The sequence below is a fragment of the Bacillus sp. MBGLi79 genome, assembly GCF_002953915.1.
In genome coordinates this window covers 1,809,463-1,833,135 of the sequence record NZ_CP026521.1, presented here as the reverse complement: position 1 = coordinate 1,833,135, position 23,673 = coordinate 1,809,463, and the positions used below count along the sequence as shown (strand labels likewise).

The following is a 23,673-nucleotide window of genomic DNA, read 5'->3' as shown; positions in this document are numbered from 1 at the left end:
ATTTTGCATTCGCGTTTCGTTATTTTCTTTTTTCAGCAATCCGAAGCTTGGCAGAACGGGCCCTGTTGTTCTCTTCAAGCTCTTCTTGAGATGCCGTAATCGGTTTTCGTGTGATGAGCTTCAGCTCCGGCTCAAACTCTTCCGGTATAACAGGAAGACCCGGAGGAAGTTCCGGAAGCGACGACTTTTCTTTAAAAGTGGTTTTGCAAATTCTGTCTTCTAGCGAGTGGAAGGTAATGACTGATACCCTGCCCCCTGGCTTCAGAACCTCAATTGCCTGCTCCAAAGCTTCTTCAAACACCCTAAGTTCATCGTTTACGGCAATTCTGATTGCCTGAAACACGCGTTTAGCGGGATGTCCCCCGCTCCTTCTCGCTGGAGCGGGAATCGCGTCTTTTATTAGATCGACCAGTTGGCCCGTAGTTTGAATAGGAGACTTCATTCTTGCCTCCTCAATTTTTCTGGCGATCTGTTTACTGAACTTCTCTTCTCCGTATTTAAAGAAAATACGGACGAGATCCTCATAGCGCCACTCATTAACGACTTCTTTCGCCGTAAGCGTAGCCGACTGGTCCATCCTCATGTCCAACGGTGCGTCATGATGGTAACTGAATCCGCGCTCCGGTGTATCCAGCTGCGGAGAGGACACCCCTAAATCAAATAAAATACCGTCTACTTCTGTTATACCTTGTTCATTCAAACATTCTTTTAAATACCTGAAATTGCTTTTAATCAGAATAAGCTGCCCTTTATAATCGGACAACGCTTCTTTCGCATGCTGTAATGCCATATCATCTTGGTCAAAAGCGATTAAACGCCCCTTCTCGGATAACTGCTGCAATAAGTATGTACTGTGCCCAGCTCCGCCGAGTGTGCAGTCTACATATGTACCGTCCGGTTTAATATTGAGTCCGTCTACGGTTTCACGAAGAAGTACTGTCTTGTGTTGAAACATTTTGTGTTGGTCCCACCTTTTATCAGGATGAATTGAAATTGTTTTTAGAGTGTTATACACGAAGAATCATTATATATCAAACCCAATCATGTTTTCAGCAATTTCAGCAAATGAATCTTCTTGCTCTTCTGTGTATTGTTCCCAAATTACTTTACTCCACAATTCAATTCGATTAGAAACCCCGATAACAACACATTCTTTTTCCAGTTTGGCGTAATTCAATAGAGATGATGCAATATTTACCCTGCCTTGCTTGTCCAGTTCGCATTCGGTCGCCCCTGAAAAGAAGAAACGGGTAAACGCGCGGGCATCTTTCTTTGTGAGAGGAAGAGCTTTCAGTTTTTCTTCAATTTGTTTCCATTCGTGCATAGGGTAGCCGAAGAGACATTGGTCAAGCCCTCTAGTCAGCACAAATTGCTCACCTAGGCCTTCTCTAAATTTAGCGGGTACGATCATGCGGCCTTTCGCATCGATGGTATGCTGATATTCACCCATAAACATGATCTCTTGCCCCACTTTCTCTCCTTAACTCACCACTATTCACCACTTCGCTCCACAACTTCATTTTACACTGTTTACCCATAAAAAAAAACCCTGAACTATTCAGGGTTCTTTAAAACTTTATTTCAAAGTTTGACAACTTGATGTTGATTTTGAAAAGAAAATGGCAGATTCTTGAATGTCATGAAGAATTTTGGACCGTACCTGTTCAAATAATACATGATATTCCAAATCCGTTCTTGCGGTGCAAGAAGCGGCTTAATGCTATTTTGAATTCTCTCATAATCCTTCAAAACGTAGCCTTCTTTTTCTTCAATTCGCTTCGTCACCGTGCGCTCTAAGAATTGAAGCTGATCCTGAATAAAAGCGGCATTTTTCAGAAGTAAGGGTTCCATGCTTTGATCAACCTTTAACGCCTCCTGCCGGACCGTTTTGTGAATCGCTTCAATTTGGCTTCTCGCTTGATCCATCACCGCCGTAAACTCTTCCGGAATCTGGCGCTCGAAGTATGCCTCTCTTTGATTCTCCGTTCCGCGCTCAATCGCATCTTGTAACGAGATATTCCGTTCAGCCAGTTTTTTCTCAATATGCCGCTCAAGTATCGTAATGTTCAGTCTTGGCATGACAGGAGGCATTTTGAAGCCCATCACCGCAAAAGCCTGTTTGAGCTCACCCCAATAGTTGATTTCTCCAGGGCCTGCAATAAATGCTAAAGTCGGAATGAGAAATTCCTGCATTAACGGTCTCGTTACAACATTGTTGCTGAAGCGCTCCGGATGTTCTTCCATATGCGTATGAAGTTCATCCATCGTCCATCCTAGATCAAGCTCTTTGACAACAAATCGGCCGTTATCTTTTTCAATTAAAAAACGCTCTTCTTCATATTCATAAAACAGATTCGCCTGCTCTTTTCCGGACTCGATAATCGGTTTGTAGCCTGCTTGGCGCATGAAGGCCTGCTGATCTGATACAACGCGGGCGAGTTCATCATTTTCTCGAAGAATCTTTTGGAACATGGCCGTTTCCAGCTTTTTAATCCCAGGATCTCCAGAATTTAATAAAACTAAGCCCTCCTCTTGGAACAGATCCGCGATCAGCAGCTCAAAGAAGTCAGTAAACGTAACAGATTCTCGTAAACATCGTTTCACATTGTCAAGAAGTGAATTCGTGTGGTCTGTTTCTTCAAAAGCGGCAAACACATCATCTATCCACGCGGAACACTTTTCCTGGTCAAGCGTTGTGCTCGCTGCTGATGACTTCTTCCAATATGACTGAGACAGCTTTTTTTTCACAGGACCATTCTCTTCAGAAATATGAACAAAATTAATCTCATCCAAATCGTGGTCTTCTCCGGCCACCCAGAAGATCGGTATGACAGGCACTTGCAGTTCCTTTTCTTGTTGCTTTGCTAAAACAATGATTGAAATGATTTTATGTATGGTGTAAAGCGGCCCTGTTAAAAGTCCTGCCTGCTGTCCGCCGACTACAGCGGCACTTGAAGGGTCCTTCAGCTTCTCAATAGCGGACTGCATCGCACTTGAACCGAATTTATTATGGTACGAGGATAAGTACGCCGCCAATTCCTCTCTTGCGAAAAACCGGGAGGATAAGTCTTGCAGTCTTTCGCGCCACATATCCTTATGATGAATGCTGTAATCAAAAAAAGAAGACATTTCTTCTTTGCCATCTATATAGTGCTGTACAAACACATTCTGATTTTTGATGGAAAGTTCAGTTAGCTGCATCTTCTAGAACTTCCTTTCTCCAATAAATAGTTAGGTATCCGAAATGAGTATAGCATGTTACCGAAAAAGCTCAAAAGACTTTGTTTGTATTTCGCTCCAATGCTTTGATGCTGCCGTATAAAAACGCTAGATGGACGGCATCAATTCCGTGAAGACTTGCTTCCTTCAATAAGTATCCGATGATGGCGTCAGCTTCCGTTTGCCGGCCTTCAATGACATCAACCAGCATTGAAGAGCGATTTTCTTTCGTTAGTCTGCAAACGGCCTGAACCCGCTCCCAAGCCTCTTCTTCGTTTTCAAGCCTTAAAATGCGGCACGCCTCCTGAAATACCAGCTTCATAAAAGCCAGATAAGCTGGCGTTGTCAGCAGGTCTCCATTTTTCACCTGCAATAACGCAGTTAAAGGATTAATACACGCATTTACAATCAGCTTGCCCGTTAGCAGACGGTACCAATCTGTCTCATAACAAATCGGAAAATCCGAGTGGTTATGCTGAAACAAGATGTTCAGCCGATCTGGTTCAGCATCGAACGCGCTCCATTTTATCGCACCTAGACCTGTATGATCAACAGCTGTATCCGATTTTCTTACAGCTCCGTGCTCAACGATTCCAACATAAATGGAGTGGCCAACATGCCAGTCTTTTAGGTTGTGGATATGCCCCATGCCGTTTTGCAAAAATAATATATTCGTTTTTCCGATCCGTTCAAGCGACGGAAAAACAGACTGAAGCTGATGCTGCTTCACTGTCACGACAAGCAGATCGAAATCCGAATTGATACGCGTGTCTGCACTGCAATCAGCGCTGAATTCCTCCCCGCCTTTATAAAGCCGGATTCCTTCAGACTGAATGGCCGCAGCCTGTTCCTGCCGCCTCGTCACAACAGTCACGTCGTGATCAAGTGACAAATAATAGGCGCATAAAAGACCGACGGAGCCTCCGCCGATAATTCCAATTTTCATGATGTCACACCCAATTTAGCTTTTACGTATTATCATAGCAGAAGTATGAAGAAATTACTTCTCAAAGATCCCATGTGCTTAAAATTAAAGTTTAAATATTTGGATTTTTTAAATAAAGCGTTTACAATATATATAGAAACAACAAAGGGGGAGATTGGTTTGACAAAGGTAGAACGTCTGCTTATCAACTATAAAACGCTGGAAGAATTCAAGAAATTTAAAGAATACGGCATTCAGGAGCTTTCAATGCTTGAAGATCTTCAGGATAATATTATTGAAAATGACAGCACTTCGCCTTTTTACGGGATTTATTTCGGCGATAAACTTGTAGCACGAATGAGTCTGTATCAAGTTAACGGCAAATCGAATCCCTATTTTGACAATCGCCAGGATTATTTGGAGCTGTGGAAGCTTGAGGTTCTTCCAGGCTACCAGAACAGGGGATATGGGAGAGCCTTGGTTGAATTTGCAAAATCATTCAAAATGCCAATCCGGACAAATCCGCGAATGAAATCAGCAGAATTTTGGAACAAAATGAACTTTAAAACTGTTAAATATGATATGGCGCGGGACAAAGGGGAAAACCCGCTCATCTGGCATCCTGATATGGATCGCGAAATGACACCGGGAGAGTCCGCTTAGACATAAAAACAACCGGCCTATTCTTCCTATAGGGCCGGTTCATTTCAAGCGTTTCTTTACGTTTCTTGAGCCGCTTTTTTCATTCTTCCGTCTTCCTTGGATACAACCATTTTTCTGGCCCGATCCATAATGTCGATCAGTGCCTTGTAATCCTCTTCTGTCATCTCTAGCTGATTCCGCAATGTTTGATTTTCATTCCGCAAATCCTCAAGCTCTTTTTGCAGGGATTGGATTTGCTCCTTCAATTTTTCCCTTTCGAGCTGAAATTCTTGTGCAGAAGGTGCTTCTTTAAATTGTTCGAGAAATTGAATGACATCCTGAATGGACAAGTCTCGTTTTCCTTCTGACGATGTCGAGGCAGTCTGCTTCACGGAATTCGGCATATTGACCGAATGAACGCCGATTTGCTTTCTCAGTTCTTTCCTCTGCTTTTTCGCAAGCTCTATACCTGACTGGTATTGTTTTCTTACATACGAGTTCCACCTGAAACCGCAGGCTGCCGCAGTTCTGGTCAGCGCCCTTCCTACCTCCTCAAAGGCGGAAAGCTGTGTTCCTCCCTCTCGAATATGACGAAGCACCACTTCTGCCAGCAGCAAATCCTCATCCTGAGTCCAAGCATCTTGTCTTGTAATGGTCAAATTCAATCTCCCTCCATGTCAGCTTATTTATCTCATACATATGCCGGTAATAGATTAGATAGACTATTTGCACTCACAAATTTTCCGCAAGCTGACAGGAAGAGAAAAAGAAAAAGCGCAGGGCTTTCACCCTGCGCTTTTCTCATTAGTTACTTTTTACATTTATGTCTTTGCCGTTGTATGATCCGCATGCTTTGCATACACGGTGAGACAACTTCATCTCTCCGCATGACGGACATTCTGTCATACCAGGTACATTAAGTTTGAAATGTGTACGGCGCAATCTTTTCTTCATTTTAGAAGTTCTTCTAAAAGGTACAGCCATTATTCCCACCTCCTTAAAGAGTTAAGATTCATCATCTTGTTTTAAGAGCTTTTCGAGGGCTGCAAGTCTCGGATCAACTTGTTTCTTCTTGTCTTCTTCCGAAATGACTTGCCAGTCCTTTCCTTCTTGAGGAGCAGCTCCTTTTTCTTGTTCAGATTCACAAAAGATTTGCATAGGGATTTCTAAAAGAATTTCTTCTTTCACGATCGGAGTTAAGTCGATAGTATCGTCCTCAACAATGTGAACGTCATCATCTTCTATATCATCCGTGTGATGAAATATAAACAGTTCTTTTGTTGAAATTTCAAATGGATACGGGACATCAACGAGTGTTCTTGAGCATGGCAAAATCATTTCGCCTGAAATTGTAAAATCAAACGAAACCTGTTTGGATTTGATATCCGCTCTGCCCTTCACCCGGACGGGAGAAATGCGGCGAATGTCAGAATTCAGCTTTGTCAGCTCATTTAACTCAACTGTTTCATCAAATTCAAAACTTTGTTTTGGCATTTGATGCAGCTGATAAATCGTCCATTTCATTTGTATCACCTCAGGAAAGCAACAAACATGATTATAGCTTTTAAGATTGTTTTTGTCAATATTTTTTCTTTACAGCATAATGCTGCCATCCAAGTATCGTTGACAGCGGAATATGCTATGCATACACTTAAAACAAAAATAAGGCGTAAGAGTTTTCATTTGCAAATGTACCATACGTTTTTAAACATAGCAAGAAAGGCGGAAAAAATATGAATGCTGTCGGATTGGTGGTTGAATATAATCCCTTTCATAACGGTCACCTTTATCATGCCCAAACAGCAAAGCGGCAAACCGGATGCGACACGGCTGTCGCGGTGATGAGCGGGCATTTTTTACAGCGTGGGGAACCGGCTGTTGTGTCAAAATGGGCCCGAACAAAAATGGCGCTGCAAAGCGGAGTTGATCTTGTTATTGAGCTGCCTTATCTTTATGCCGTGCAAAAAGCGGACATTTTTGCACGCGGCAGTGTTTCCATCCTAAACGAAATTGAATGTGAGGCGCTGTTTTTCGGGAGTGAGAATGGGGATATCAAGCCGTTTTTAGAAACAGCACAGCTTATTAATGAGCATAAACATACATTTGATGACCGAATTAAAGAAGAACTTAAAACGGGGACGAGTTATCCAGCAGCGGCGGCTAGCGCCTTTAGCTCCATTTTGCATTCCGAAAGTGCACTTGACTTGTCAAAACCAAATAACATTTTGGGATACCAGTATGTGACTTCGATTCTAACCGGGGGATATCCTATGAAACCTTATACCACGGCACGCATCTCTTCGGACTATCATGATGCCGATCTCCCTGAAGGCGAAAACCCTATCGCAAGCGCCACAAGCATTAGAAAAGCGATGACTGGCCAGAGTCTCGAAGCCTGCCTTCGTTTTCTCCCTGCTGCATCTGCACGAGAATTAGCAGCTTACCGCAAATCTTTCGGATTGTGGCATACACCTGAGAGCTACTTTTCTTACTTAAAATACAGCCTTTCAACAGTAACAGCACAGGAATTACAGCAAATATACGAGGTGGAGGAAGGTTTAGAGCACAGAATTCTTCGTTCGATCAGAAAAGCCAGCTCCTATCTGGAATATATGGAGCTGCTGAAAACGAAACGTTATACATGGACAAGGCTCCAGCGGATGAATACGCACATTTTAACCAGAACAAAAAAACAGGATATAAAAAAGCTGCTTGACGACGATAAGGTGCCATATATCAGGCTTCTCGGCATGACGAAAAAAGGACAGGCTTATTTATCCGAAAAGAAAAAAGCACTGTCTGTTCCGCTTGTCAGCAAACTGTCCTCTTTCTCTCATCCAGCTCTCGATCTGGACATAAAAGCAAGCAGAATTTACAGCCTGCCGATAGAAGAGCCGCTGAGAACCGAGTTTGACCTGCAGGAATACGGACATACACCGATTCGCTATGACGAAGATGGACAACACTTTTTAAATGTATAGAAAAAGCACCTGAGAATCAGGTGCTTTTCGCTTTCAGCTTATTCAAATAGTCAATCGCATCCTGCATGGTATCAACAGGCACAATCTTCATATCTGAATCAATATCTTTTGCTGTTTTTACAGCATTTTCATAATCGGAATTGCTGGCGCCGTTTTGATTTGGCGCGAAGAAAATGTCTTTTCCCGCTTTGTCTGCGGCGACGACTTTTTGATCAATTCCGCCAATCGGGCCTACTTTTCCGTCAACATCGATGGTACCTGTTCCCGCAATATCATAACCTTTTGTTTCGTCTGTTTTTGTCAGCTGATTATAGATTTCAAGAGACATCATTAACCCGGCAGAAGGGCCGCCGATATTCTCGATTTCAAAATCAATATCCGGCTCCACTTTGACGTTTCTGTCCGTATAAAGTGAAACACCGATCCCAGCCCGTTGCGGCTCAACAGGAAATTGTTTTAACGTAAGAGTGACACGCTTTTCTTTTTCTTCTCTTTCGATCTTTAACGTAACTTTATCTCCCGCTTTTTTGCTGCCGATATAATCAATCAGCTTTTCAGCAGACTGATAGTTTTTGCCGTCTGCACTGATGATTTTATCACCGACCTCTATTTTCCCTTTTGCGGGCATGTTTTCTACAACTGAGCTTGCATATATGCCGTTAAAGGAGTAGGTGACTTTTTTTCCTGCTTCTTTATAGGCGGCTATTACCGCGTTTTCTTGCGAGCTTTTCATCATTTGAAGCTGTCTTTTCATATACTCCTTATCTGACTCGCCTTCTTCCTTAATGCTCTCATCAGGAACAATTTCATAATAAGGGTGCATCTTTGCCCACACATATGTAAACGGATTAGCCGGTCCCACTTTGACAGTCATTAAGGACAGGCTTCCTTTTTCCGGGTAGCCTCCCTCCACTTTTATCAATGGAGCAAGCTCTGTCGCTTCTCCCGGTTTTGTAATATAGTATGGAAGTTTTATAAATGATAAAACGGCGATCAGTATGAGGATGACGAGCATCCAGCTAAAATGTTTTTTACGTAGCAAATTATGAGCCCTCCCAATTCTCTATTTCTTTTCTTATCTTGCTGATCATTCGGTTTGTCGCCTCTTCGCCTGCCGATATCATTTCTTCAATATTGGCAAACGAGCTTGAGCTGTATGTTTCAAGAGAAGGGCGAATCATGATATCTGCGGCAATTGTTTGATGCCGCACCAATTCATTTTGCAGGATATCCATACTTTGCATAATCACATCAAAAATATGCACTGCTGTTTCAGTTTTTCGAACCCTGGAAACATCCGAAGCGATGATAATATCAGCTCCCATGTCTTTTACAACAGAAACCGGAATTCGATCGACGACCGCGCCGTCTACAAGAAGGCGTCCGTCCAGCCTCTGCGGAATAAAGATACCCGGTATGCTGATGCTGGCCCTCACTGCATCTGACACTGATCCTTTGCGGAACACAATCTTTTCTCCCGTCTGTAAATCACATGCAACAATGCCCAGCGGAATTTGGAGCTCTTCAATCGGTTTTCCGAATGTATAAGCATGCACAAGCTGTCTGACGCGGTCACCTTTTAGAAAACCGAGCTTCGGCACCGTATAATCAGCATAAAGCCTCCGTTTAAAGGCTTTGGCTACTTTTTTCATCGTTGCCACGTCATGGCCGGCGGCATAAAAACTGCCCACCAAAGCGCCCATGCTGCTTCCTGCAATCATATCCACATGAATTTGATGCTTATGTAAACTGGAAAGCACACCGAGATGAGCAAGCCCTCTGGCCCCTCCCGATCCTAACGCTAACCCGATTTTAGGTTTGGCCAAAGCGTTAACCTCCTGCCTGAATTCCCTGTATACCGAATTCTATGGTCTAAACTGAACCCCTATGCTCGTATATTAGTACAAAGAATCAAGAGGACAGGTACTGCTTGACCGTTTCATGTCATACATTATTTTATCATGATATACATGTCATTGGGCATTTTTAGCATCGGGGAGGTAAGAATGAACTTGTCGAAGATCAATACACTTTTGATTGCCTCGTTTTTTCTTTTTTTAACAGCGACTGTCATCTCACATCCACAGGCCTCATTCGAAGCCTCTAAAACCGGGCTTTCTATGTGGTGGGAGGTTGTGTTTCCGTCATTGCTGCCATTTTTTATTCTGTCCGAACTCTTAATCGGCTTTGGCATTGTACGGTTTGTCGGTGTTTTGCTTGAGCCTTTTATGCGGCCGATCTTTCGCGTGCCGGGTGTCGGCGGTTTTGTTCTTGCTATGGGAATGGCATCAGGAAACCCAGCGGGAGCAAAACTCACTGCCCGTCTGCGGCAGGAAAAACAAATTTCAAGAGTAGAGGCAGAACGGCTTGCGTCGTTTACCAATTCTTCAAACCCGCTCTTTATTTTCGGCGCCGTTGCTGTCGGTTTCTTTCAAAATGCGTCACTAGGCATTTTATTGGCTTCTGCACACTATTTGGGGAATCTGGCTGTCGGTTTAACGATGCGTTCCTACGGCCGCAAGGAAGAGCAGCATCTCAGAAGAAAGAAAACGATACCCTTTCCTTCGATCAAAGATGCGTTACACGCCCTTCATACCGCCAGACTTGCGGAAAAACGGCCTTTGGGCAAAATTTTAGGCGACGCCGTGACGTCTTCTGTTCAAACGCTTCTTATGGTAGGCGGCTTTATTATTTTATTTTCTGTCTTCAATCGGCTGTTGTCCGTGGTTCAGCTGACTGATATTTTGTCTGTTTTCACAAAAGGCGCGCTGACTTTGTTCCAGCTTCCGGCTCAATTGGACATTCCGCTTTTATCGGGGATGTTTGAAATCACGTTAGGCAGCAAGCTTGTCAGCGAGACAGATGTTTCTCTTCTGCAAAAAGCGATTATCGTCAGCTTTATTCTCGGGTTTAGCGGCTTTTCCGTACAAGCTCAAGTGGCAGGTATTTTATCGGAAACCGATATTAGATTTAAACCATTCTTTATCGCACGTTTGCTGCAGGGCGTGTATGCCGCTGTCTTCGTCATGCTTTTATGGAAACCGCTTTACACGGCGTGGCATGATCCTTATCAGTATGTATTTAAATCTTTTAATAGCAGTGACATGCCGACTGCATTTATAAACGGCTGGAATCTGCTTGTGCAGATCGGACCTGCTGTCACACTATGCGCGCTGTTTACGTACATTATCATTTTTTCTTACAGACTGACAAACGGCACAAAAAAAGGATGAGTCAACCCCCCTCATCCTTGTCTGTATTTTTGCTGAAGCGCAAGCTCTACTTCCGGCGGTACAAATTCTGATACCGAGCCGTTGTATCTCGCCACTTCTTTTACGATGCTTGAACTTAAAAACGAATACTGATTGTTTGTCATCATGAAAAATGTCTCAATGGATTCATCAAGCACACGGTTTACTGACGTTCCCTGCATCTCGTATTCAAAATCTGATACAGCTCTCAAGCCTCTTAATATCGCTTTGGCATTTTTTCTTTTTGCATAATCAATTAACAATCCTTGTGATGTTTCAACTGTTATGTTCGGAATGTCTTTTGTCACTTCTCTCAGAAGCTCACACCGTTCCTCTACACTGAACAAAGGCTTTTTTGAAGAATTATTCAGCACACATACATACACTTGTTCAAAAATATGCGCCCCGCGTTTGATGATGTCCAGATGCCCGTAGGTCACCGGATCAAAACTGCCGGGACAGACAGCTATACTCGCCACCTCACTACCCCCTCTTTTTATAAATCGCCACACCTGTAAGCCCATAGGTTTCTTTTCTTGTCATCACAAGATCTCCTACGGTTTCGGGAAGCTCGACCTCTCTGTCATGCTCAGCGACGATAAAGCCGTCTTCTTCCAGCATTTGATATTCGTCAATCAAAGTTAAAAGTGCTTTCAGCTTTTGTTCCTTATACGGCGGATCGAGAAAAATGCCGCGAAAGCCGGTTTCTCTCTTTGCAGCAGCGTGCAAAGCACGTTCCGCCTCATTGCGGTATACCTGTGCATGTTTTGTAAGCTCCAGCGTTTTCAAATTAGATTTTACCGTTTGAATGGCCTTAAAATCACGGTCAACGAATATACAATGCTCAAACCCGCGTGAAAGCGCTTCGATTCCAAGACCTCCGCTCCCTGCGAATAAGTCTAGTCCCCTGCCCCCATCAAAATAAGGGCCGATCATATTGAAAATGGATTCCTTCACTTTGTCGGTTGTCGGTCTTGTTGATGTTCCCGGCACAGCCTTTAGTGAACGGCCTTTTTTTGATCCAGAAATTACTCTCATGTTCCACACCACTTTTTCTAAAAGCTATTTTGTTTCTTTATTCGGCCAGACGCCGCTATGTACATAGAAAAAAATCAATCCTATCTTAACATAAAGCATTCTCCCAAACAATGAACGCTAATCTTGATAAACAGGTGTATAGGCAGCATGATCCTTGTCCATACTATAAGCAACAGCATCTAGAGGATGTTGTTGCCAACCGCGGAGAAGACTTACGTTTCCCCATAAGTTCTTCCTCCGGTTTCTCCTCTCCCTTTGCCTTCTCCTTAACATATTAAGGAATAGAAGGACCCCGCAGATGTCTGCGGGGGTTTTTTTTATTGCTATATGCCGATTTTATAATCGTATTCTTTTGCCTTATCAAGCTTTGACTCGAATTCCAATTTTAAAAACGGTTTATAAGAAGGCTCTACTTTTTTCACAAAAGAGTAAGACGCAATCTTGTCCATTGTTTTTTCAATTTGGTCCATATCACAGTACAGTACGACATATTTTAATCGTTTTGATACATAGTGCACATTCCCGAACTTTCTCAGCATTTTGCTTTGCTTTAGGGAGTGCAGATACACAACCATTCCCTGGCGCCTATTCTCCAATACAATCACCTGCCTGATTTCTTTTATATGTAAAAGACGAGACGGCCAGTCTCGTCAGGACACTTTACATCCACAGCTTCCGCCTGAACCGCAGCCGCCTCCGCATGAAGACAAACCGTCAAAATAAGGGTTCCCAGTCGGAACTTTCACATGCTCCGAAACAGCTGTCCCAATCTCGACGCTGACCTCATCAAGAATGGACTGGAGTTCATTTTCAGCTCTCTTGAAGTCAGCCACCTTGTCGTTCAGGTCCAGCTCACGTTTGATCTCCCTCATTTTCCGGGATATTTCTCTATAGTCAGGATGATATTTGCCAAAACGCTGTACATCCTCATACTGCTCTTTTATTTTGATAAAAGAACGAATAATCCGCCCTGCCTCTTCATCTTCCTGGAGACGCTTGTAACAATTGCGGTAGTTCTCAGCCGTCTCCGACTGCAGAATCATCTCGGCAAGCTGCTGAGCTTCACTTTGAAGCCGCACGGATTCCATCGTCGCATACATAACATGCACCTCCAGTTGTTAGTTTACCATGAAACCAGCCAATTGGAAAATGCTTAACCACAGCCGAAAACAAACTCCGTATGGACGCACGAAAAAGACCCTTTCCCGGGCCTTTTAATCTTTTGTCCGCATCGCTTGGAACATTTGCATCATCATTTGCGCCATTTGAATCCCGTTTGTAAACTGATTCACCCGATGCGGAATGGTTTTTTCATAAAAATTCATCATCTCAAGCTGAAAGGTGGACAGATCATCCGGTTTTCTCGAAAGCCTGCGGTACCATATCGGCTGCTCTCTGATGAATCGTTTCCGTTCTTCGTTTGCGAAAATATATTCCTGCACCTCTTTGCGCATATGAGATCCCCTTTTTTAATCCTTTCGAAAAGAAAAAGGATGCTGTCCAGAGCCTGGCTGAGATTGCTTCTGGCTGTTCCCGGAAAATGTATTAAGAAGGCTTTGCAACGATGAGATCGACTGGCTCATTTTATTGATTTGTTCGTTCATTTGATTGACATCCATCTTTTTCACCGCTGTCACCATTTTCGTGACAAAATCATTTTTTTGCGGCGTTTCGGGCACAGCCTCTGCAGCTTCTTCCGGTTCCCGATACGGATCCCAAATCGGGTCGCTCTCCCCGAAGAGAACCCAATTTTCATATACGTCCTGCCAGCTTCTTTGTTCTTTTCGCACTTCTTTTATCAGCTTGGGATGCTTTTTGACGAATTGTTTAAAGTCATTGATTGAATGATTGGCATGTTGATTCGCCACAATCCTCACCCCCTCCGAAAATCGTTACCTACTACAATGTATCGTTTTGTCGGGCATTGTGTTCGCCTATATTCATTCACAAATGAATTTTTAGTGCTGTCCCTAAACACTGGTGAAAAGCCTTAAGAAGAAGGGCGAAGGCTCCTCAACAGCAAGAAAAGTAACATATTGAACCGTCTGTGTTTACACTTCTCTTAGCGCAGACCAGCTTGTGTGAAATTAGAAAAAGCCCGGAACCATTCGTCCGCGGCTTTCATTACCATCGCTTAATAAAATTTTGGGTGTAATACTTTCGGTCTACTCCGACACCAAGATGCGTATAATCTGAATTCAGGAGCGCTTTTCGATGGCCTTCGCTATTCAGCCAGCCTTCTACAGCGGCCGGAGCGTCCACATAATTGTATGCGATATTTTCTCCCGCTTGCTGAAAGTCAACATGCCCTTCTTCTAAGCGGTCTTTCAGTGAGCCGTATTTCTTAGAAACATGTGAGAAATAATTATTTTCCTTCATATCCTCGCTATGCCCAAAGGCGACTTCCGCCGTCGGCTGATCCCACTCAAGCTTCGCAAGTCCATGTTTGACGCGTATGACATTCGTCAAATCAAGTATTTGCTTTTCGCTCGTTGTTTGGATCTTTTTCCACTTCTCATCTGAAACGGCTTTCGGTTTGATTAATTCCCCGCGGTACACTACCTCATAAGGTCTTTGCTTTACAAAGGTCTGCGCATCAAACGCCCTGATGCTGGATAGCTTCCCTTCAAATTTGTCCATATACAGCTGGACATACATTTTTCCTACCTTTACAGTCGGTCTTGTATTGATATCCTCTTCAGAAAACTCAAAGCGATAGGAATTTCCTTTATACTCTACATTCACAAATGGCGCCACCTGGGTCGTCTTGAACACATCTCCGGTTGATTCGCCAATTTTGAAAGGCTTGGCGTTAATGTCATTCCCAGCAGCGAATAATGTGACCACTTTATTGTTTAATACCCCGATTTGGATATATTGGTCCTTACCTTGATTGTATACCCACCAATCGTAATCATAAGCTGAAGGGTCAATGCGTTCAGGTTCCCCAAGCTTTTTCGTTACTTCATCGGCGGACTTGCCCATGAAGGACAATAATCCTGAAGTCGGCATATGTATTCGTTTGCCGCTTTCTGCTTCCTCATTTGACACCTGAGGCTCGCTGTCATTTGATTTCTTTTCAGGAACAGATCCATATTGAATAAACAGAACATAAGTTCCGCAAATAATCAAAAGGATAACCATTGCTCTCAATATATTTTTCAATCTATCACCCCCGTGGCGATTCACAATCTCTTGCCTTACAACCCATTACAATACAGCCTATTTAACATGTCAAAGATTTATGTGTTAATGAAAAAAGCCTTCTTCTCGATTATCACCTTCGGAAATATCCGATAAGGCGCTGCCGGCACGTTCATTCGTTTGCTCAGATAAAGAAAGATCACCAAGCGTGACAATTCCAGTCAGTTTTTTATTTTTTGTAACTGGTATCCTTCTGAGCTGATGCGATGCCATCAAATGAAGAACCTCATCAACTGAAGCATCTTCCTCCACACTGACAGGTTTTTCGGTCATCGCGTCAGTGATTTTTTGCGAGTTCGGTTTTTTGATGGCGATTCCTCTTAACACGAGATCACGGTCGGTCACGATGCCGACCAATGTTTCCCCATCCTCATCAACCACTGGAATCGCCCCTACATTCGCGTCCTTCATCTTTACTGCAGCTTCATATACATTATCTAATACCGTGCAATATTGCAAGTCGGCTGTCATCAGATCTTTTATTTTTGTCATCCGTTTAACCTCCTTTAGTCTAGTGCTATTGTCGTCAAAATTTAATTTTTGCATACTTTCAAAAGAAGAAGATTCATTGAAAGTTTAACGCTTTCATACTATGATTGTCAGGAAAGGTAATTTTTATAAGGAGGGGTCGGTGTTGAAGTTTACTGAAAGCGGACTTGAAGGGGTTAAGGCTGAACTCAGCTTGCTAGACGACTTAATGGAAAGCAAAGGTCTACTCAGAGCGGGCCAATGGGATTACGAGAGAGTCACCTATGACAAGAAGTTTTCGACGATTGAGGGCACGTTTTACCTGCGGATACAAGGAATTGCGGCAGAGGGTGATGTCGGAAGCGGACGCGCGGTGATTCAATTAATGTCCCCTCTCCTAGGCAAGCATTACTACCCGCACGGAGTAGAGTATGGAGAAACGGAAGAGTTTCCCGTACAGGTTGTGACAAAAAGCAAGGCACTGATTCAGGACATATCCGACATGTTAAAAACAGTTCAAATGTAACGAAAAGGTACAGCATATTCCGCTGTACCTTTTATGATATCGTCTGCTGAATATACGGCGGCTCCTCCTGCCCGTCCTTTTCCCTTTCTTTCTTCACCCATTGGAAAAAAATAATCGCCAAAAAAGTACCGTACACAATTTCCTGAATGATTTTCATCATGACGGCCCCGAGCTGCTGATCCTCTAACAAAGGCAGTGTATTCAACATCTCCGGTCCTGTTAATGGGACCTGCCCCATCATATCCGCAGGCACGCAAAGGCTCATTGCCTCGGCCCATGCAGACGGATCTGTATAGGTGGCGTATAACGGCGCACCGCTGAACATGATTAAGGCGCAAGCAGGTGTGAGCAGCATACCGTCCGCCATAATATACCCCAGCTTCATCAAGCCGCTGAGCTGCCGTAGACGCCCCACCTTATGAACAAGCGGCCACCACATGAAGAATGCAAGCACAAAGATAAGCCAAGTGATTAATGTATGGTAAAATGAATCGGTTTTGACAGTATCAAATATAAGCGGTACATGATATAAAGAAAAAATGCCGTTAAACAAAAGCAAAGCAATTAAGGGCTTCGTGAAAAAGGAAAAAACCGGTTTGATGGCAGGCCTGAAAATGATTTTCTCCCAGAGCCATGCAGGAATTCCAGCGATCAACAGTGGCGGTACAACCAAATACAGGACAGCCATCTGTACCATATGCGCGCTAAACATAATATGTCCGAGCAAATCAACAGGGCTTCCCTCGGCCGCATATAAAAACAGCATCGCCGACAGAAAACACGCCATCTCTTTACCAGTTATTCGATTCGGCTTTGAAAACATTCTCCTGTAAAAATAGAGATAAATCGCCGTAATGCCTAACAGGATACAAAAAAGATAAGGGCTCCACATGGCGCGAAACCCAAATATCTCCAACTGATTCATTTCTTCACCTCCGGCGGCTGTTCAAATTACCACCATATAATTGTGACAAACGCAAGCACAGTGATAAACGCGACAAACACCCCTGAATACAAAAACAATGCCGGCGCCTCATGCCCTTTTTGATTCATATGCATGAAATAATACAGCTGAAAGATGACTTGAATTGCAGCAAGCAAAATAATGAAAGGAATCGTAAACCAGCTTGCAACACCATCTGTTGCCACAGTCAGAAATGCAACAATCGTAAGACCGATCATTAAACCAAAAGACAAAACCTGATATTTCATCTCCTGGGCGTGCTTTTTTTTCTTAAATTCAAGGTCGCTGTTGATATGCCCTCTGCTTTTTTTACCGACCATGTTTATCCCACCATCCCCATTAAATATACAACGGTAAAGATGAAGACCCACACGACATCAATAAAGTGCCAATAAAGGCTGGCAACGTAAAACTTAGGCGCCGTATACAGGTTCAGCCCTCTCTTGGCATTGCGGATCATCAGCGTGCTGATCCACATCAGCCCAAACGCCACGTGGGCGCCGTGTGTACCGACAAGCGTGTAAAACGCAGAACCGAGCGCAGAGCTTGTGATGGTAAAGCCAAATTCATGGGTGTAGTGCTTAAACTCATAGATTTCCAGTCCTAAAAAGCCCGCCCCCAATAAAACCGTAATTCCCAGCCAAAGCTGCATCTTGCCGAAGGAAAAGTTCTTCATGTGGTACATCGCGTACACACTCGTTAAACTGCTCGTTAATAACAGCATTGTCGCAATGAATACAAGTGTTACGTCGAACATTTCGGTTGTAGGCGGATCACTGGCGTTTGAATTCCGAAGCGCCAGAAACGTGGCGAAGAGAGACGCAAACAGAACAGTCTCTCCGCCAAGAAAAAGCCAAAAGCCTAGAAATTTATTTTTCCCTTCCAGTGTTACTTTTTCAGGAGAAGCTGGAAAGGTTTCTGCGGTGAATTTTTCTTGAATTTGCATTATGCCTTCACCCCTTTATCATCGTTCGGCAGTTCCTCTTTATGAATATGATAGCCGTGATCATCAATGACTGAGCGGAGCAGCATCGTAATAAAGGTGATGCCGAGCCCGATAAAGATCACCGGCAAGCCCCAAGCGTAATCGCTTCTGTACAGCAGCCCGAACGCTGCGACAAAAAGGCCGAAGGAAATGATGAGCGGCAGGATTGAGCCGTTTGGCATATGAATATCATCAACCGGTTCCGCCGGCGTCATTGATTTGTGACCTGCCTGCTTCTCGATCCAAAGCGGATCAAGTCCTCTGACAAAAGGAAGCTGTTTAAAGTTATACTCCGGCGGCGGCGAAGAAACGGCCCATTCAAGCGTACGTCCGTCATGCCATGGATCATCGCCTACATACTCGCCTTTTACCGATGTCCAAATGACATTGACCAGCAGAAGAATAACAGCTGCCGCCATAAAAAACGCCCCGATTGTACTGATCAAGTTGCCGGTTTCAAGACCCTGGCCTGGCAAAAACGTATAAACCCGGCGCGGCATCCCCATTAAACCGACAAAATGCTGAATGAAAAACGTGAGGTGAAAGCCGATAAAAAACAGTACAAATGAAATTTTCCCCATCGTCTCATGCAGAATTTTACCGAACATTTTCGGCCACCAGAAATGAACACCGGCTAATAGGCCGAATACCACGCCGCCAATGATGACGTAGTGGAAGTGCGCCACCACAAAATACGTATCATGGAACTGATAATCAGCAGCGGCCGCTGCCAGCATGACTCCCGTCACACCGCCAAGCACAAAAGATGGAATAAATGAGACAGCATACAGCATTGCGGTTGTATACTTCACATTTCCTCCCCAAATCGTCAACAGCCAGTTAAAAATCTTAATCCCGGTCGGAATCGCGATAGCCATTGTGGCAACCGCAAAAATCGCATTTGCAATCGGGCCAAGACCAGTTGTGAACATGTGGTGCACCCATACCATAAAGCCCAGAAAGCCAATGAGCACGATGGCAAAAACCATTGAAGAATAGCCAAACAAACGCTTTCTGGCGAAAACAGGGATGACCTCGGAAAAAATACCGAATGCAGGCAAAATTAGGATATAAACCTCCGGATGGCCGAAAATCCAAAATAAATGCTCCCAAATGACCGTATTCCCGCCAAGCTCGGGATTAAAGAAATTGGTTCCGAACAGCCGATCCAGCATCATAAGAGCCAATCCGACCGTAAGCGGCGGAAAGGCAAACAAGATCAATGCCGAGGCCACGAATGTCGTCCATGTAAACAAAGGCAGCCTCATGTACGTCATGCCCGGAGCCCTCATATTGATAATCGTGGCCAAAAAGTTAATCCCGGCTATCAGCGTCCCGAGCCCCGATATTTGGAGTCCGAGGACGAAAAAGTCTATGCCGTGCCCTTTTGAATGAAGCGAAAGAGAGGCATATGACGTCCAGCCCGCATCTGGCGCTCCGCCCAAAAACCAGCTTAGATTTAAGAAAATGCCTCCGAAAAAGAAGAGCCAAAAACCAAGCGCATTTAAAAATGGAAACGAAACGTCCCGAGCCCCGATCTGCAATGGCACAACCGCATTCATCAATGCAAATAAGAGCGGCATCGCAGCCAGAAAGATCATCGTCGTTCCGTGCATAGTCATTACTTCATTGTACGCTTGAGCACTGAGAAACGCATTTTCCGGCTTTGCAAGCTGAATTCTGATAAACATCGCTTCAATTCCCCCGACAAGAAAGAAGAATCCTCCTGCCGCTAAATAAAGAATCGCGATTTTTTTATGGTCCACCGTCGTCAAATAATCCCAAAGCATAGATCCGCGCGTCCGCTTTTCTGTAAGCGCATTCAACATATGTGACCTCCCCCAATATCTCCCTTTCTTCCCTACTTGCTTTCCGCTTTTAAGCCTTTTAAGTATTCATAAAGCGCATCTGTTTCACTGTCTGAGAGCTTTGGATATGTTCCTGTCATTTTGTTCCCCGGCTTTATGCTGTCAGGATCCTTCAGCCAGGCCTTCACATTTTCTTTGTTAGCCTCTTTCACCCCTGCCACTTTTGTCCTTTCACCGAAGGTCGCCAAGTTTGGTGCCGTTCTAGCGGCTTCTGCACGCTTATCATTCGGCTCTACCGCATGGCAGCTCAGGCAGTTTTTCTCTTTAAACAGTTCTTCACCCTGCTTAGCCAAATCGCTCTCTGCTGTAGATTTATAGTTTTTCATTTCTTTTGTCCAGCCCTGAAATTCCTTTGCAGACATTGTCTTCACTTTAAAATCCATCAGCGCATGTGAAGGGCCGCAAAGCTCTGCACACTTTCCAAAAAACATATCTCCTGCCTCTTTGCTTCGTTTTGAATCAAATGTCAGGAAGAACTTATTTTCATTATCCGTATTCGTATCAAGTTTTCCTCCAACTGAAGGAATCCAGAAGGAATGTTTCACATCAGAAGCTTTTAAATTAAAATATACACGCTGGTCTGTCGGCACAATCAGCTCCTGGCTTGTGATGATGCCGTAATCAGGGTATTCAAACTCCCACCAGTATAAATTTGCCCGGACATTGACTACAAGAGCATCCTCAGCTTTGCGGCCTTTCTTATCCATTGGTGATGTGTCTGCTAGCTCCAGCGTATATAATACAACAGGGATCACAAGAATAATGAGCAGCAAAATCGGGATCACGGTCCATGTGATTTCTAAAAATTTATTCCCCTCTACCTGTTTCGGTATCGTGTTCTCACCAACCCGTGATCTTCTAAATCTCACAATCACATAAAAGAAGATAACAGATACTACTGCAACAACAACCACCATAATCAATGTGCTGAGCACTGTCAGGTCATACTGTTTATCAGCCACCTCGCCAGCAGGCTTGAGCGTGGATAAAAAAGGTTTTCCACATCCGCTTAATAGAAGCGGCACTAAGGCTAATAATAAAATAAGACGCCAATGCTTTACCATTTCACCCAACCCCTTTTCTGGTCAATACAAAGGCGGAAAGCAGATCGAAAACCATCGCCTCCAGCCTATCACCAATAAAGCACTTACATTTCCTCTTCTCTTAAATTATGAGTTTTTTTACTCAAAATGCCATCTATGTATAAAAGTAAAGCCGCCTGATTAAACAAGAGGTCAAGGCGGCATTTACTAGTTGTCATCGTTTATTTTGAAGCGATAAAACAAGCAGCATATCTATTTTTTAGAAAAGAGTTAAGACAACCATGGCAACGAAATAGATAGTCATGTAGTTAAGTGAGTATACGAACATCTGCGTTGCCCACTTCATGATATTCTTGGAGCGGAATCCCATTAAGCCAAGAATCAGCCAGCCGATATTTAACAGCAAACCGAGGATGACAATTGGAAGCCCTAGGCTACCAAGGAAAAACGGAAGCGGCATCAGGCACGCAACCCACACAATAATTTGTCTTTTTGTCACTTCAAATCCGTATACGACAGGAAGCATCGGAATATTTGCAGCTCTGTAATCCTCAGTTTTCTTAATAGCCAATGCTAAGAAGTGAGGAATCTGCCAAATAAATAAAATCATGAATAACACCCATGCTACGACACCGATATTCCCTTCCACTGCCGTCCATCCAATAAGCGGCGGCACTGCACCTGAAACGCTTCCCACTACAGTGTTAATCGTATAGCGGCGTTTCGTCCACATTGTGTACAATACAACATACGTAAAGACTCCGATAAAACCGATGACAGCAGCCATGACAGTTGTCATCAGCAGCATAATCAATCCTAAAGCAACCAGCAAAATTCCTGACCATAACGCTTGACTCGGCTGAATTTTACCCGTAACCGTAGGTCTTACTTTCGTGCGCTCCATAAGATGGTCAATATCCCGGTCATACCAGTTATTGATCGCGCAAGAACCCGCAATAATCAGAGATGAACCGATTAATGTAAGAAGAACGGTGTTTATATTGCCTAAAAAACTTAAACCGGAAATATGTAGTGCAAGCCACATTCCAGTGAAAGTCGTAATGAGGTTAGAATTGACGATCCCTATTTTAATAAGGGACAGAAAATCTTTCCATGCCGTTGTTTCTTCAATTTGTCCGTCTATAGCTGTATCATTTAAGATTCTGGAGTTAGCCATAACGTAAACCTCCCTTACAAACCTAACGCAGGAGAATAAAAAAACCTGCAACTCTATCATACAAGATAACATCTTGTAAAAAAACATCCTATTAAATATTAAACGACAAACAGGAATTTATTTGTGAACTTTTTATGAATTTTACCAAAGATGCAGGCAATCCCCAAATTGGCATTGCGTTTACCTTATTTCTATCAGACCCGGCACGAATAATCAAGTGTACATTTTCCAGAAGCCGTCATTCTATTATATTTTTGTGAACAAAAGGCTCGGGGAATTGCCACAAAACACATATTCGCTTACACTTGGAACGTATATAAAATTGCAGCAGTATGTTGAGAAGGTGAATATTGTATGAATAAAGCATTAAAAGCTCTCGGTGTCTTGACGACATTTGTCATGCTTATTGTTTTAATCGGGGGTGCTCTCGTTACAAAAACAGGTTCCGGCCAAGGATGCGGCAGACAGTGGCCGCTGTGTCACGGCCGTTTTTTCCCTGAACTGAATCCGGCCTCAATTATTGAATGGAGCCACAGATTTGCAAGCGGGATCTCTATTATCCTTGTGTTAAGCCTTGCGTTTTGGTCATGGAGAAAAATCACGCCGATTTTCCGTGAAACAACGTTTCTCGCGATCATGTCTATTATCTTTTTATTTCTACAGGCATTGCTTGGCGCATTGGCTGTCGTATTCGGTTCGAACTCGCTGATAATGGCGCTTCACTTCGGCATCTCATTAATTTCTTTTGCTTCAGTGCTTATTTTGACATTACTCATATTTGAAGCTGATAAATCAGTCAGAAAACTGGTTAAGCCGCTTCAAATCGGCAAAAAGATGCAATTTCACATGATAGGAATTTTAATATATTCCTATATCGTTGTGTATACAGGCGCATATGTAAGACACACCGAATCAAGTCTGGCATGTCCTGATGTACCGCTGTGCAGCCCGCTGAACAATGGACTTCCGACCCAATTCCATGAATGGGTGCAAATGGGCCACAGAGCAGCAGCCTTACTATTATTTGTATGGATTATTGTTGCCGCTGTTCATGCTATCACTTCCTATAAAGATCAAAAACAGATTTTTTGGGGATGGATCTCGTGTCTTATGTTCATCACATTACAAGCACTGTCAGGTATTATGATCGTATACACTGAACTGGCACTGGGCTTTGCACTTGCCCACTCGTTCTTTATTGCCTGTCTGTTTGGCGTTTTATGTTACTTCTTATTATTGATTGCTCGCTTCCGTTACGAATCCAAACAGTCATAAAGACTCTAGACCAAAGCCTTAAGCGGCTTTGGTCTTTTTTTATGTCTTGTTTTGGCGCTTTATTGTTTCAATGGCCAGCCTTTGTATTAGTATCACTTCATGAAAAT

General features: G+C 43.5%; 29 protein-coding genes. 6 read left to right on the top strand and 23 right to left on the bottom strand.

The window, feature by feature from the left end; genetic code table 11:
* Positions 1 to 19: 19 nt before the first annotated feature.
* The 4 genes from rsmH to C1T29_RS09345 all read right to left on the bottom strand — a co-directional run bounded on the left by rsmH (position 20) and on the right by C1T29_RS09345 (position 4,165).
* Complete coding sequence (gene rsmH, locus C1T29_RS09360) at positions 20 to 955, bottom strand: 16S rRNA (cytosine(1402)-N(4))-methyltransferase RsmH (protein ID WP_014663880.1); 936 nt, start codon at positions 953 to 955, stop codon at positions 20 to 22.
* A 69-nt stretch (positions 956 to 1,024) separates the two neighbouring features.
* Positions 1,025 to 1,456, bottom strand: a complete 432-nt coding sequence (mraZ, locus tag C1T29_RS09355; RefSeq protein ID WP_003221402.1) for a division/cell wall cluster transcriptional repressor MraZ — start codon at positions 1,454 to 1,456, stop codon at positions 1,025 to 1,027.
* Between the two features lie 125 nt (positions 1,457 to 1,581).
* Positions 1,582 to 3,201 carry a bacillithiol biosynthesis cysteine-adding enzyme BshC gene (gene bshC / locus C1T29_RS09350; RefSeq protein ID WP_095431260.1) on the bottom strand — a complete coding sequence of 540 codons (1,620 nt, stop codon included), beginning with the start codon at positions 3,199 to 3,201 and terminating at the stop codon, positions 1,582 to 1,584.
* A 70-nt stretch (positions 3,202 to 3,271) separates the two neighbouring features.
* Positions 3,272 to 4,165: a 2-dehydropantoate 2-reductase gene (locus C1T29_RS09345; protein ID WP_069149555.1), complete on the bottom strand. Its 894-nt coding sequence runs from the start codon at positions 4,163 to 4,165 to the stop codon at positions 3,272 to 3,274.
* A gap of 159 nt (positions 4,166 to 4,324) precedes the next feature.
* Here C1T29_RS09345 and C1T29_RS09340 point away from each other — a divergent pair, with 159 nt between their 5' ends.
* A complete protein-coding gene (locus C1T29_RS09340; RefSeq protein WP_040083224.1) occupies positions 4,325 to 4,807 on the top strand; it encodes an N-acetyltransferase in 483 nt (160 codons plus the stop codon).
* A gap of 56 nt (positions 4,808 to 4,863) precedes the next feature.
* Here C1T29_RS09340 and gerR read toward each other — a convergent pair whose 3' ends face one another.
* The 3 genes from gerR to C1T29_RS09325 all read right to left on the bottom strand — a co-directional run bounded on the left by gerR (position 4,864) and on the right by C1T29_RS09325 (position 6,310).
* Positions 4,864 to 5,445, bottom strand: a complete 582-nt coding sequence (gene gerR / locus C1T29_RS09335; RefSeq protein WP_095431258.1) for a sporulation-specific transcriptional regulator GerR — start codon at positions 5,443 to 5,445, stop codon at positions 4,864 to 4,866.
* Positions 5,446 to 5,590: 145 nt separating this feature from the next.
* Positions 5,591 to 5,770 carry a 50S ribosomal protein L32 gene (gene rpmF, locus C1T29_RS09330; protein ID WP_003154457.1) on the bottom strand — a complete coding sequence of 60 codons (180 nt, stop codon included), beginning with the start codon at positions 5,768 to 5,770 and terminating at the stop codon, positions 5,591 to 5,593.
* 21 nt (positions 5,771 to 5,791) lie between these two features.
* Complete coding sequence (locus C1T29_RS09325) at positions 5,792 to 6,310, bottom strand: YceD family protein (RefSeq protein WP_069837491.1); 519 nt, start codon at positions 6,308 to 6,310, stop codon at positions 5,792 to 5,794.
* A gap of 27 nt (positions 6,311 to 6,337) precedes the next feature.
* On the opposite strand from C1T29_RS09325, the gene C1T29_RS09320 reads away from it, so the two are divergent.
* Together C1T29_RS09320 and C1T29_RS09315 are read left to right on the top strand one after the other, a co-directional pair.
* Complete coding sequence (locus tag C1T29_RS09320) at positions 6,338 to 6,523, top strand: hypothetical protein (RefSeq protein ID WP_014663874.1); 186 nt, start codon at positions 6,338 to 6,340, stop codon at positions 6,521 to 6,523.
* Positions 6,520 to 7,767: a nucleotidyltransferase gene (locus C1T29_RS09315; RefSeq protein WP_103748801.1), complete on the top strand. Its 1,248-nt coding sequence runs from the start codon at positions 6,520 to 6,522 to the stop codon at positions 7,765 to 7,767. The genes C1T29_RS09320 and C1T29_RS09315 overlap by 4 nt, the downstream gene beginning before the upstream one ends.
* A 16-nt stretch (positions 7,768 to 7,783) precedes the next feature.
* Here C1T29_RS09315 and ddcP read toward each other — a convergent pair whose 3' ends face one another.
* Entirely contained in the window at positions 7,784 to 8,809 is a 1,026-nt protein-coding gene (gene ddcP / locus C1T29_RS09310) for a protease DdcP (RefSeq protein WP_103748802.1), read from the bottom strand.
* A 1-nt stretch (position 8,810) separates the two neighbouring features.
* Positions 8,811 to 9,593, bottom strand: coding sequence for a patatin family protein (locus C1T29_RS09305; RefSeq protein ID WP_069149551.1), 783 nt, complete (start codon positions 9,591 to 9,593; stop codon positions 8,811 to 8,813).
* Between the two features lie 180 nt (positions 9,594 to 9,773).
* Here C1T29_RS09305 and spoVV point away from each other — a divergent pair, with 180 nt between their 5' ends.
* Positions 9,774 to 11,000, top strand: a complete 1,227-nt coding sequence (gene spoVV / locus C1T29_RS09300) for a dipicolinic acid transporter SpoVV (RefSeq protein ID WP_069838809.1) — start codon at positions 9,774 to 9,776, stop codon at positions 10,998 to 11,000.
* An 11-nt stretch (positions 11,001 to 11,011) separates the two neighbouring features.
* On the opposite strand, the gene coaD is transcribed toward spoVV, so the two are convergent.
* The 8 genes from coaD to C1T29_RS09260 all read right to left on the bottom strand — a co-directional run bounded on the left by coaD (position 11,012) and on the right by C1T29_RS09260 (position 15,752).
* On the bottom strand, positions 11,012 to 11,497 hold the full coding sequence (coaD, locus tag C1T29_RS09295; protein WP_014663869.1) for a pantetheine-phosphate adenylyltransferase: 486 nt from the start codon (positions 11,495 to 11,497) through the stop codon (positions 11,012 to 11,014).
* Positions 11,498 to 11,501: 4 nt separating this feature from the next.
* Entirely contained in the window at positions 11,502 to 12,056 is a 555-nt protein-coding gene (rsmD, locus tag C1T29_RS09290) for a 16S rRNA (guanine(966)-N(2))-methyltransferase RsmD (RefSeq protein ID WP_069838810.1), read from the bottom strand.
* A 323-nt stretch (positions 12,057 to 12,379) separates the two neighbouring features.
* The gene (locus C1T29_RS09285; protein ID WP_009967171.1) at positions 12,380 to 12,652 is read right to left on the bottom strand and encodes a YlbG family protein; all 273 of its coding nucleotides are present in this window, start codon (positions 12,650 to 12,652) and stop codon (positions 12,380 to 12,382) included.
* A gap of 54 nt (positions 12,653 to 12,706) precedes the next feature.
* Positions 12,707 to 13,156 carry a regulatory iron-sulfur-containing complex subunit RicF gene (gene ricF, locus C1T29_RS09280; protein ID WP_003221370.1) on the bottom strand — a complete coding sequence of 150 codons (450 nt, stop codon included), beginning with the start codon at positions 13,154 to 13,156 and terminating at the stop codon, positions 12,707 to 12,709.
* Between the two features lie 114 nt (positions 13,157 to 13,270).
* Positions 13,271 to 13,510, bottom strand: a complete 240-nt coding sequence (locus C1T29_RS09275) for a YlbE-like family protein (protein ID WP_014663867.1) — start codon at positions 13,508 to 13,510, stop codon at positions 13,271 to 13,273.
* Positions 13,511 to 13,525: 15 nt separating this feature from the next.
* Positions 13,526 to 13,924 carry a YlbD family protein gene (locus tag C1T29_RS09270; protein ID WP_014663866.1) on the bottom strand — a complete coding sequence of 133 codons (399 nt, stop codon included), beginning with the start codon at positions 13,922 to 13,924 and terminating at the stop codon, positions 13,526 to 13,528.
* Between the two features lie 256 nt (positions 13,925 to 14,180).
* Positions 14,181 to 15,221 carry a CAP domain-containing protein gene (locus tag C1T29_RS09265; RefSeq protein WP_095431252.1) on the bottom strand — a complete coding sequence of 347 codons (1,041 nt, stop codon included), beginning with the start codon at positions 15,219 to 15,221 and terminating at the stop codon, positions 14,181 to 14,183.
* An 84-nt stretch (positions 15,222 to 15,305) separates the two neighbouring features.
* Complete coding sequence (locus C1T29_RS09260) at positions 15,306 to 15,752, bottom strand: CBS domain-containing protein (RefSeq protein WP_003221362.1); 447 nt, start codon at positions 15,750 to 15,752, stop codon at positions 15,306 to 15,308.
* A gap of 139 nt (positions 15,753 to 15,891) precedes the next feature.
* On the opposite strand from C1T29_RS09260, the gene C1T29_RS09255 reads away from it, so the two are divergent.
* Positions 15,892 to 16,254, top strand: coding sequence for a YugN family protein (locus tag C1T29_RS09255; protein ID WP_095431251.1), 363 nt, complete (start codon positions 15,892 to 15,894; stop codon positions 16,252 to 16,254).
* A gap of 31 nt (positions 16,255 to 16,285) precedes the next feature.
* Here C1T29_RS09255 and ctaG read toward each other — a convergent pair whose 3' ends face one another.
* From ctaG to cyoE, 6 genes are all read right to left on the bottom strand, one after another.
* Positions 16,286 to 17,179 (bottom strand): cytochrome c oxidase assembly factor CtaG, encoded by an 894-nt coding sequence (gene ctaG, locus C1T29_RS09250; protein ID WP_095431250.1) that lies wholly within the window; start codon positions 17,177 to 17,179, stop codon positions 16,286 to 16,288.
* 26 nt (positions 17,180 to 17,205) lie between these two features.
* Positions 17,206 to 17,538: a cytochrome c oxidase subunit IVB gene (ctaF, locus tag C1T29_RS09245; RefSeq protein ID WP_014663862.1), complete on the bottom strand. Its 333-nt coding sequence runs from the start codon at positions 17,536 to 17,538 to the stop codon at positions 17,206 to 17,208.
* A gap of 2 nt (positions 17,539 to 17,540) precedes the next feature.
* On the bottom strand, positions 17,541 to 18,164 hold the full coding sequence (ctaE, locus tag C1T29_RS09240) for a cytochrome c oxidase subunit III (protein WP_014663861.1): 624 nt from the start codon (positions 18,162 to 18,164) through the stop codon (positions 17,541 to 17,543).
* Entirely contained in the window at positions 18,164 to 20,032 is a 1,869-nt protein-coding gene (gene ctaD, locus C1T29_RS09235) for a cytochrome c oxidase subunit I (RefSeq protein ID WP_014663860.1), read from the bottom strand. Before ctaD ends, ctaE begins: the two co-directional genes overlap by 1 nt.
* 32 nt (positions 20,033 to 20,064) lie before the next feature.
* Positions 20,065 to 21,135: a cytochrome c oxidase subunit II gene (gene coxB / locus C1T29_RS09230; RefSeq protein ID WP_014663859.1), complete on the bottom strand. Its 1,071-nt coding sequence runs from the start codon at positions 21,133 to 21,135 to the stop codon at positions 20,065 to 20,067.
* 238 nt (positions 21,136 to 21,373) lie between these two features.
* The gene (cyoE, locus tag C1T29_RS09225; protein WP_003232250.1) at positions 21,374 to 22,291 is read right to left on the bottom strand and encodes a heme o synthase; all 918 of its coding nucleotides are present in this window, start codon (positions 22,289 to 22,291) and stop codon (positions 21,374 to 21,376) included.
* A gap of 354 nt (positions 22,292 to 22,645) precedes the next feature.
* Here cyoE and ctaA point away from each other — a divergent pair, with 354 nt between their 5' ends.
* Positions 22,646 to 23,566: a heme A synthase CtaA gene (gene ctaA / locus C1T29_RS09220; protein WP_103748803.1), complete on the top strand. Its 921-nt coding sequence runs from the start codon at positions 22,646 to 22,648 to the stop codon at positions 23,564 to 23,566.
* Positions 23,567 to 23,673 lie beyond the last annotated feature (107 nt).

Excerpts from the sequence above, each read along its gene's own strand:
- C1T29_RS09345 (WP_069149555.1), bottom strand. The coding sequence starts at position 4,165 with ATGAAAATTGGAATTATCGGCGGAGGCTCCGTCGGTCTTTTATGCGCC.
- C1T29_RS09315 (WP_103748801.1), top strand. The coding sequence starts at position 6,520 with ATGAATGCTGTCGGATTGGTGGTTGAATATAATCCCTTTCATAACGGT.
- C1T29_RS09260 (WP_003221362.1), bottom strand. The coding sequence starts at position 15,752 with ATGACAAAAATAAAAGATCTGATGACAGCCGACTTGCAATATTGCACG.
- ctaA (WP_103748803.1), top strand. The coding sequence starts at position 22,646 with ATGAATAAAGCATTAAAAGCTCTCGGTGTCTTGACGACATTTGTCATG.
- cyoE (WP_003232250.1), bottom strand. The coding sequence starts at position 22,291 with ATGGCTAACTCCAGAATCTTAAATGATACAGCTATAGACGGACAAATT.
- coxB (WP_014663859.1), bottom strand. The coding sequence starts at position 21,135 with ATGGTAAAGCATTGGCGTCTTATTTTATTATTAGCCTTAGTGCCGCTT.
- ctaD (WP_014663860.1), bottom strand. The coding sequence starts at position 20,032 with ATGTTGAATGCGCTTACAGAAAAGCGGACGCGCGGATCTATGCTTTGG.
- C1T29_RS09275 (WP_014663867.1), bottom strand. The coding sequence starts at position 13,510 with ATGCGCAAAGAGGTGCAGGAATATATTTTCGCAAACGAAGAACGGAAA.
- ctaF (WP_014663862.1), bottom strand. The coding sequence starts at position 17,538 with ATGGTCGGTAAAAAAAGCAGAGGGCATATCAACAGCGACCTTGAATTT.
- spoVV (WP_069838809.1), top strand. The coding sequence starts at position 9,774 with ATGAACTTGTCGAAGATCAATACACTTTTGATTGCCTCGTTTTTTCTT.
- mraZ (WP_003221402.1), bottom strand. The coding sequence starts at position 1,456 with ATGTTTATGGGTGAATATCAGCATACCATCGATGCGAAAGGCCGCATG.
- rsmD (WP_069838810.1), bottom strand. The coding sequence starts at position 12,056 with ATGAGAGTAATTTCTGGATCAAAAAAAGGCCGTTCACTAAAGGCTGTG.
- rsmH (WP_014663880.1), bottom strand. The coding sequence starts at position 955 with ATGTTTCAACACAAGACAGTACTTCTTCGTGAAACCGTAGACGGACTC.
- C1T29_RS09325 (WP_069837491.1), bottom strand. The coding sequence starts at position 6,310 with ATGAAATGGACGATTTATCAGCTGCATCAAATGCCAAAACAAAGTTTT.
- rpmF (WP_003154457.1), bottom strand. The coding sequence starts at position 5,770 with ATGGCTGTACCTTTTAGAAGAACTTCTAAAATGAAGAAAAGATTGCGC.
- ctaE (WP_014663861.1), bottom strand. The coding sequence starts at position 18,164 with ATGCAAATTCAAGAAAAATTCACCGCAGAAACCTTTCCAGCTTCTCCT.
- bshC (WP_095431260.1), bottom strand. The coding sequence starts at position 3,201 with ATGCAGCTAACTGAACTTTCCATCAAAAATCAGAATGTGTTTGTACAG.
- ricF (WP_003221370.1), bottom strand. The coding sequence starts at position 13,156 with ATGTATGCGACGATGGAATCCGTGCGGCTTCAAAGTGAAGCTCAGCAG.
- ctaG (WP_095431250.1), bottom strand. The coding sequence starts at position 17,179 with ATGAATCAGTTGGAGATATTTGGGTTTCGCGCCATGTGGAGCCCTTAT.
- C1T29_RS09320 (WP_014663874.1), top strand. The coding sequence starts at position 6,338 with ATGATTATAGCTTTTAAGATTGTTTTTGTCAATATTTTTTCTTTACAG.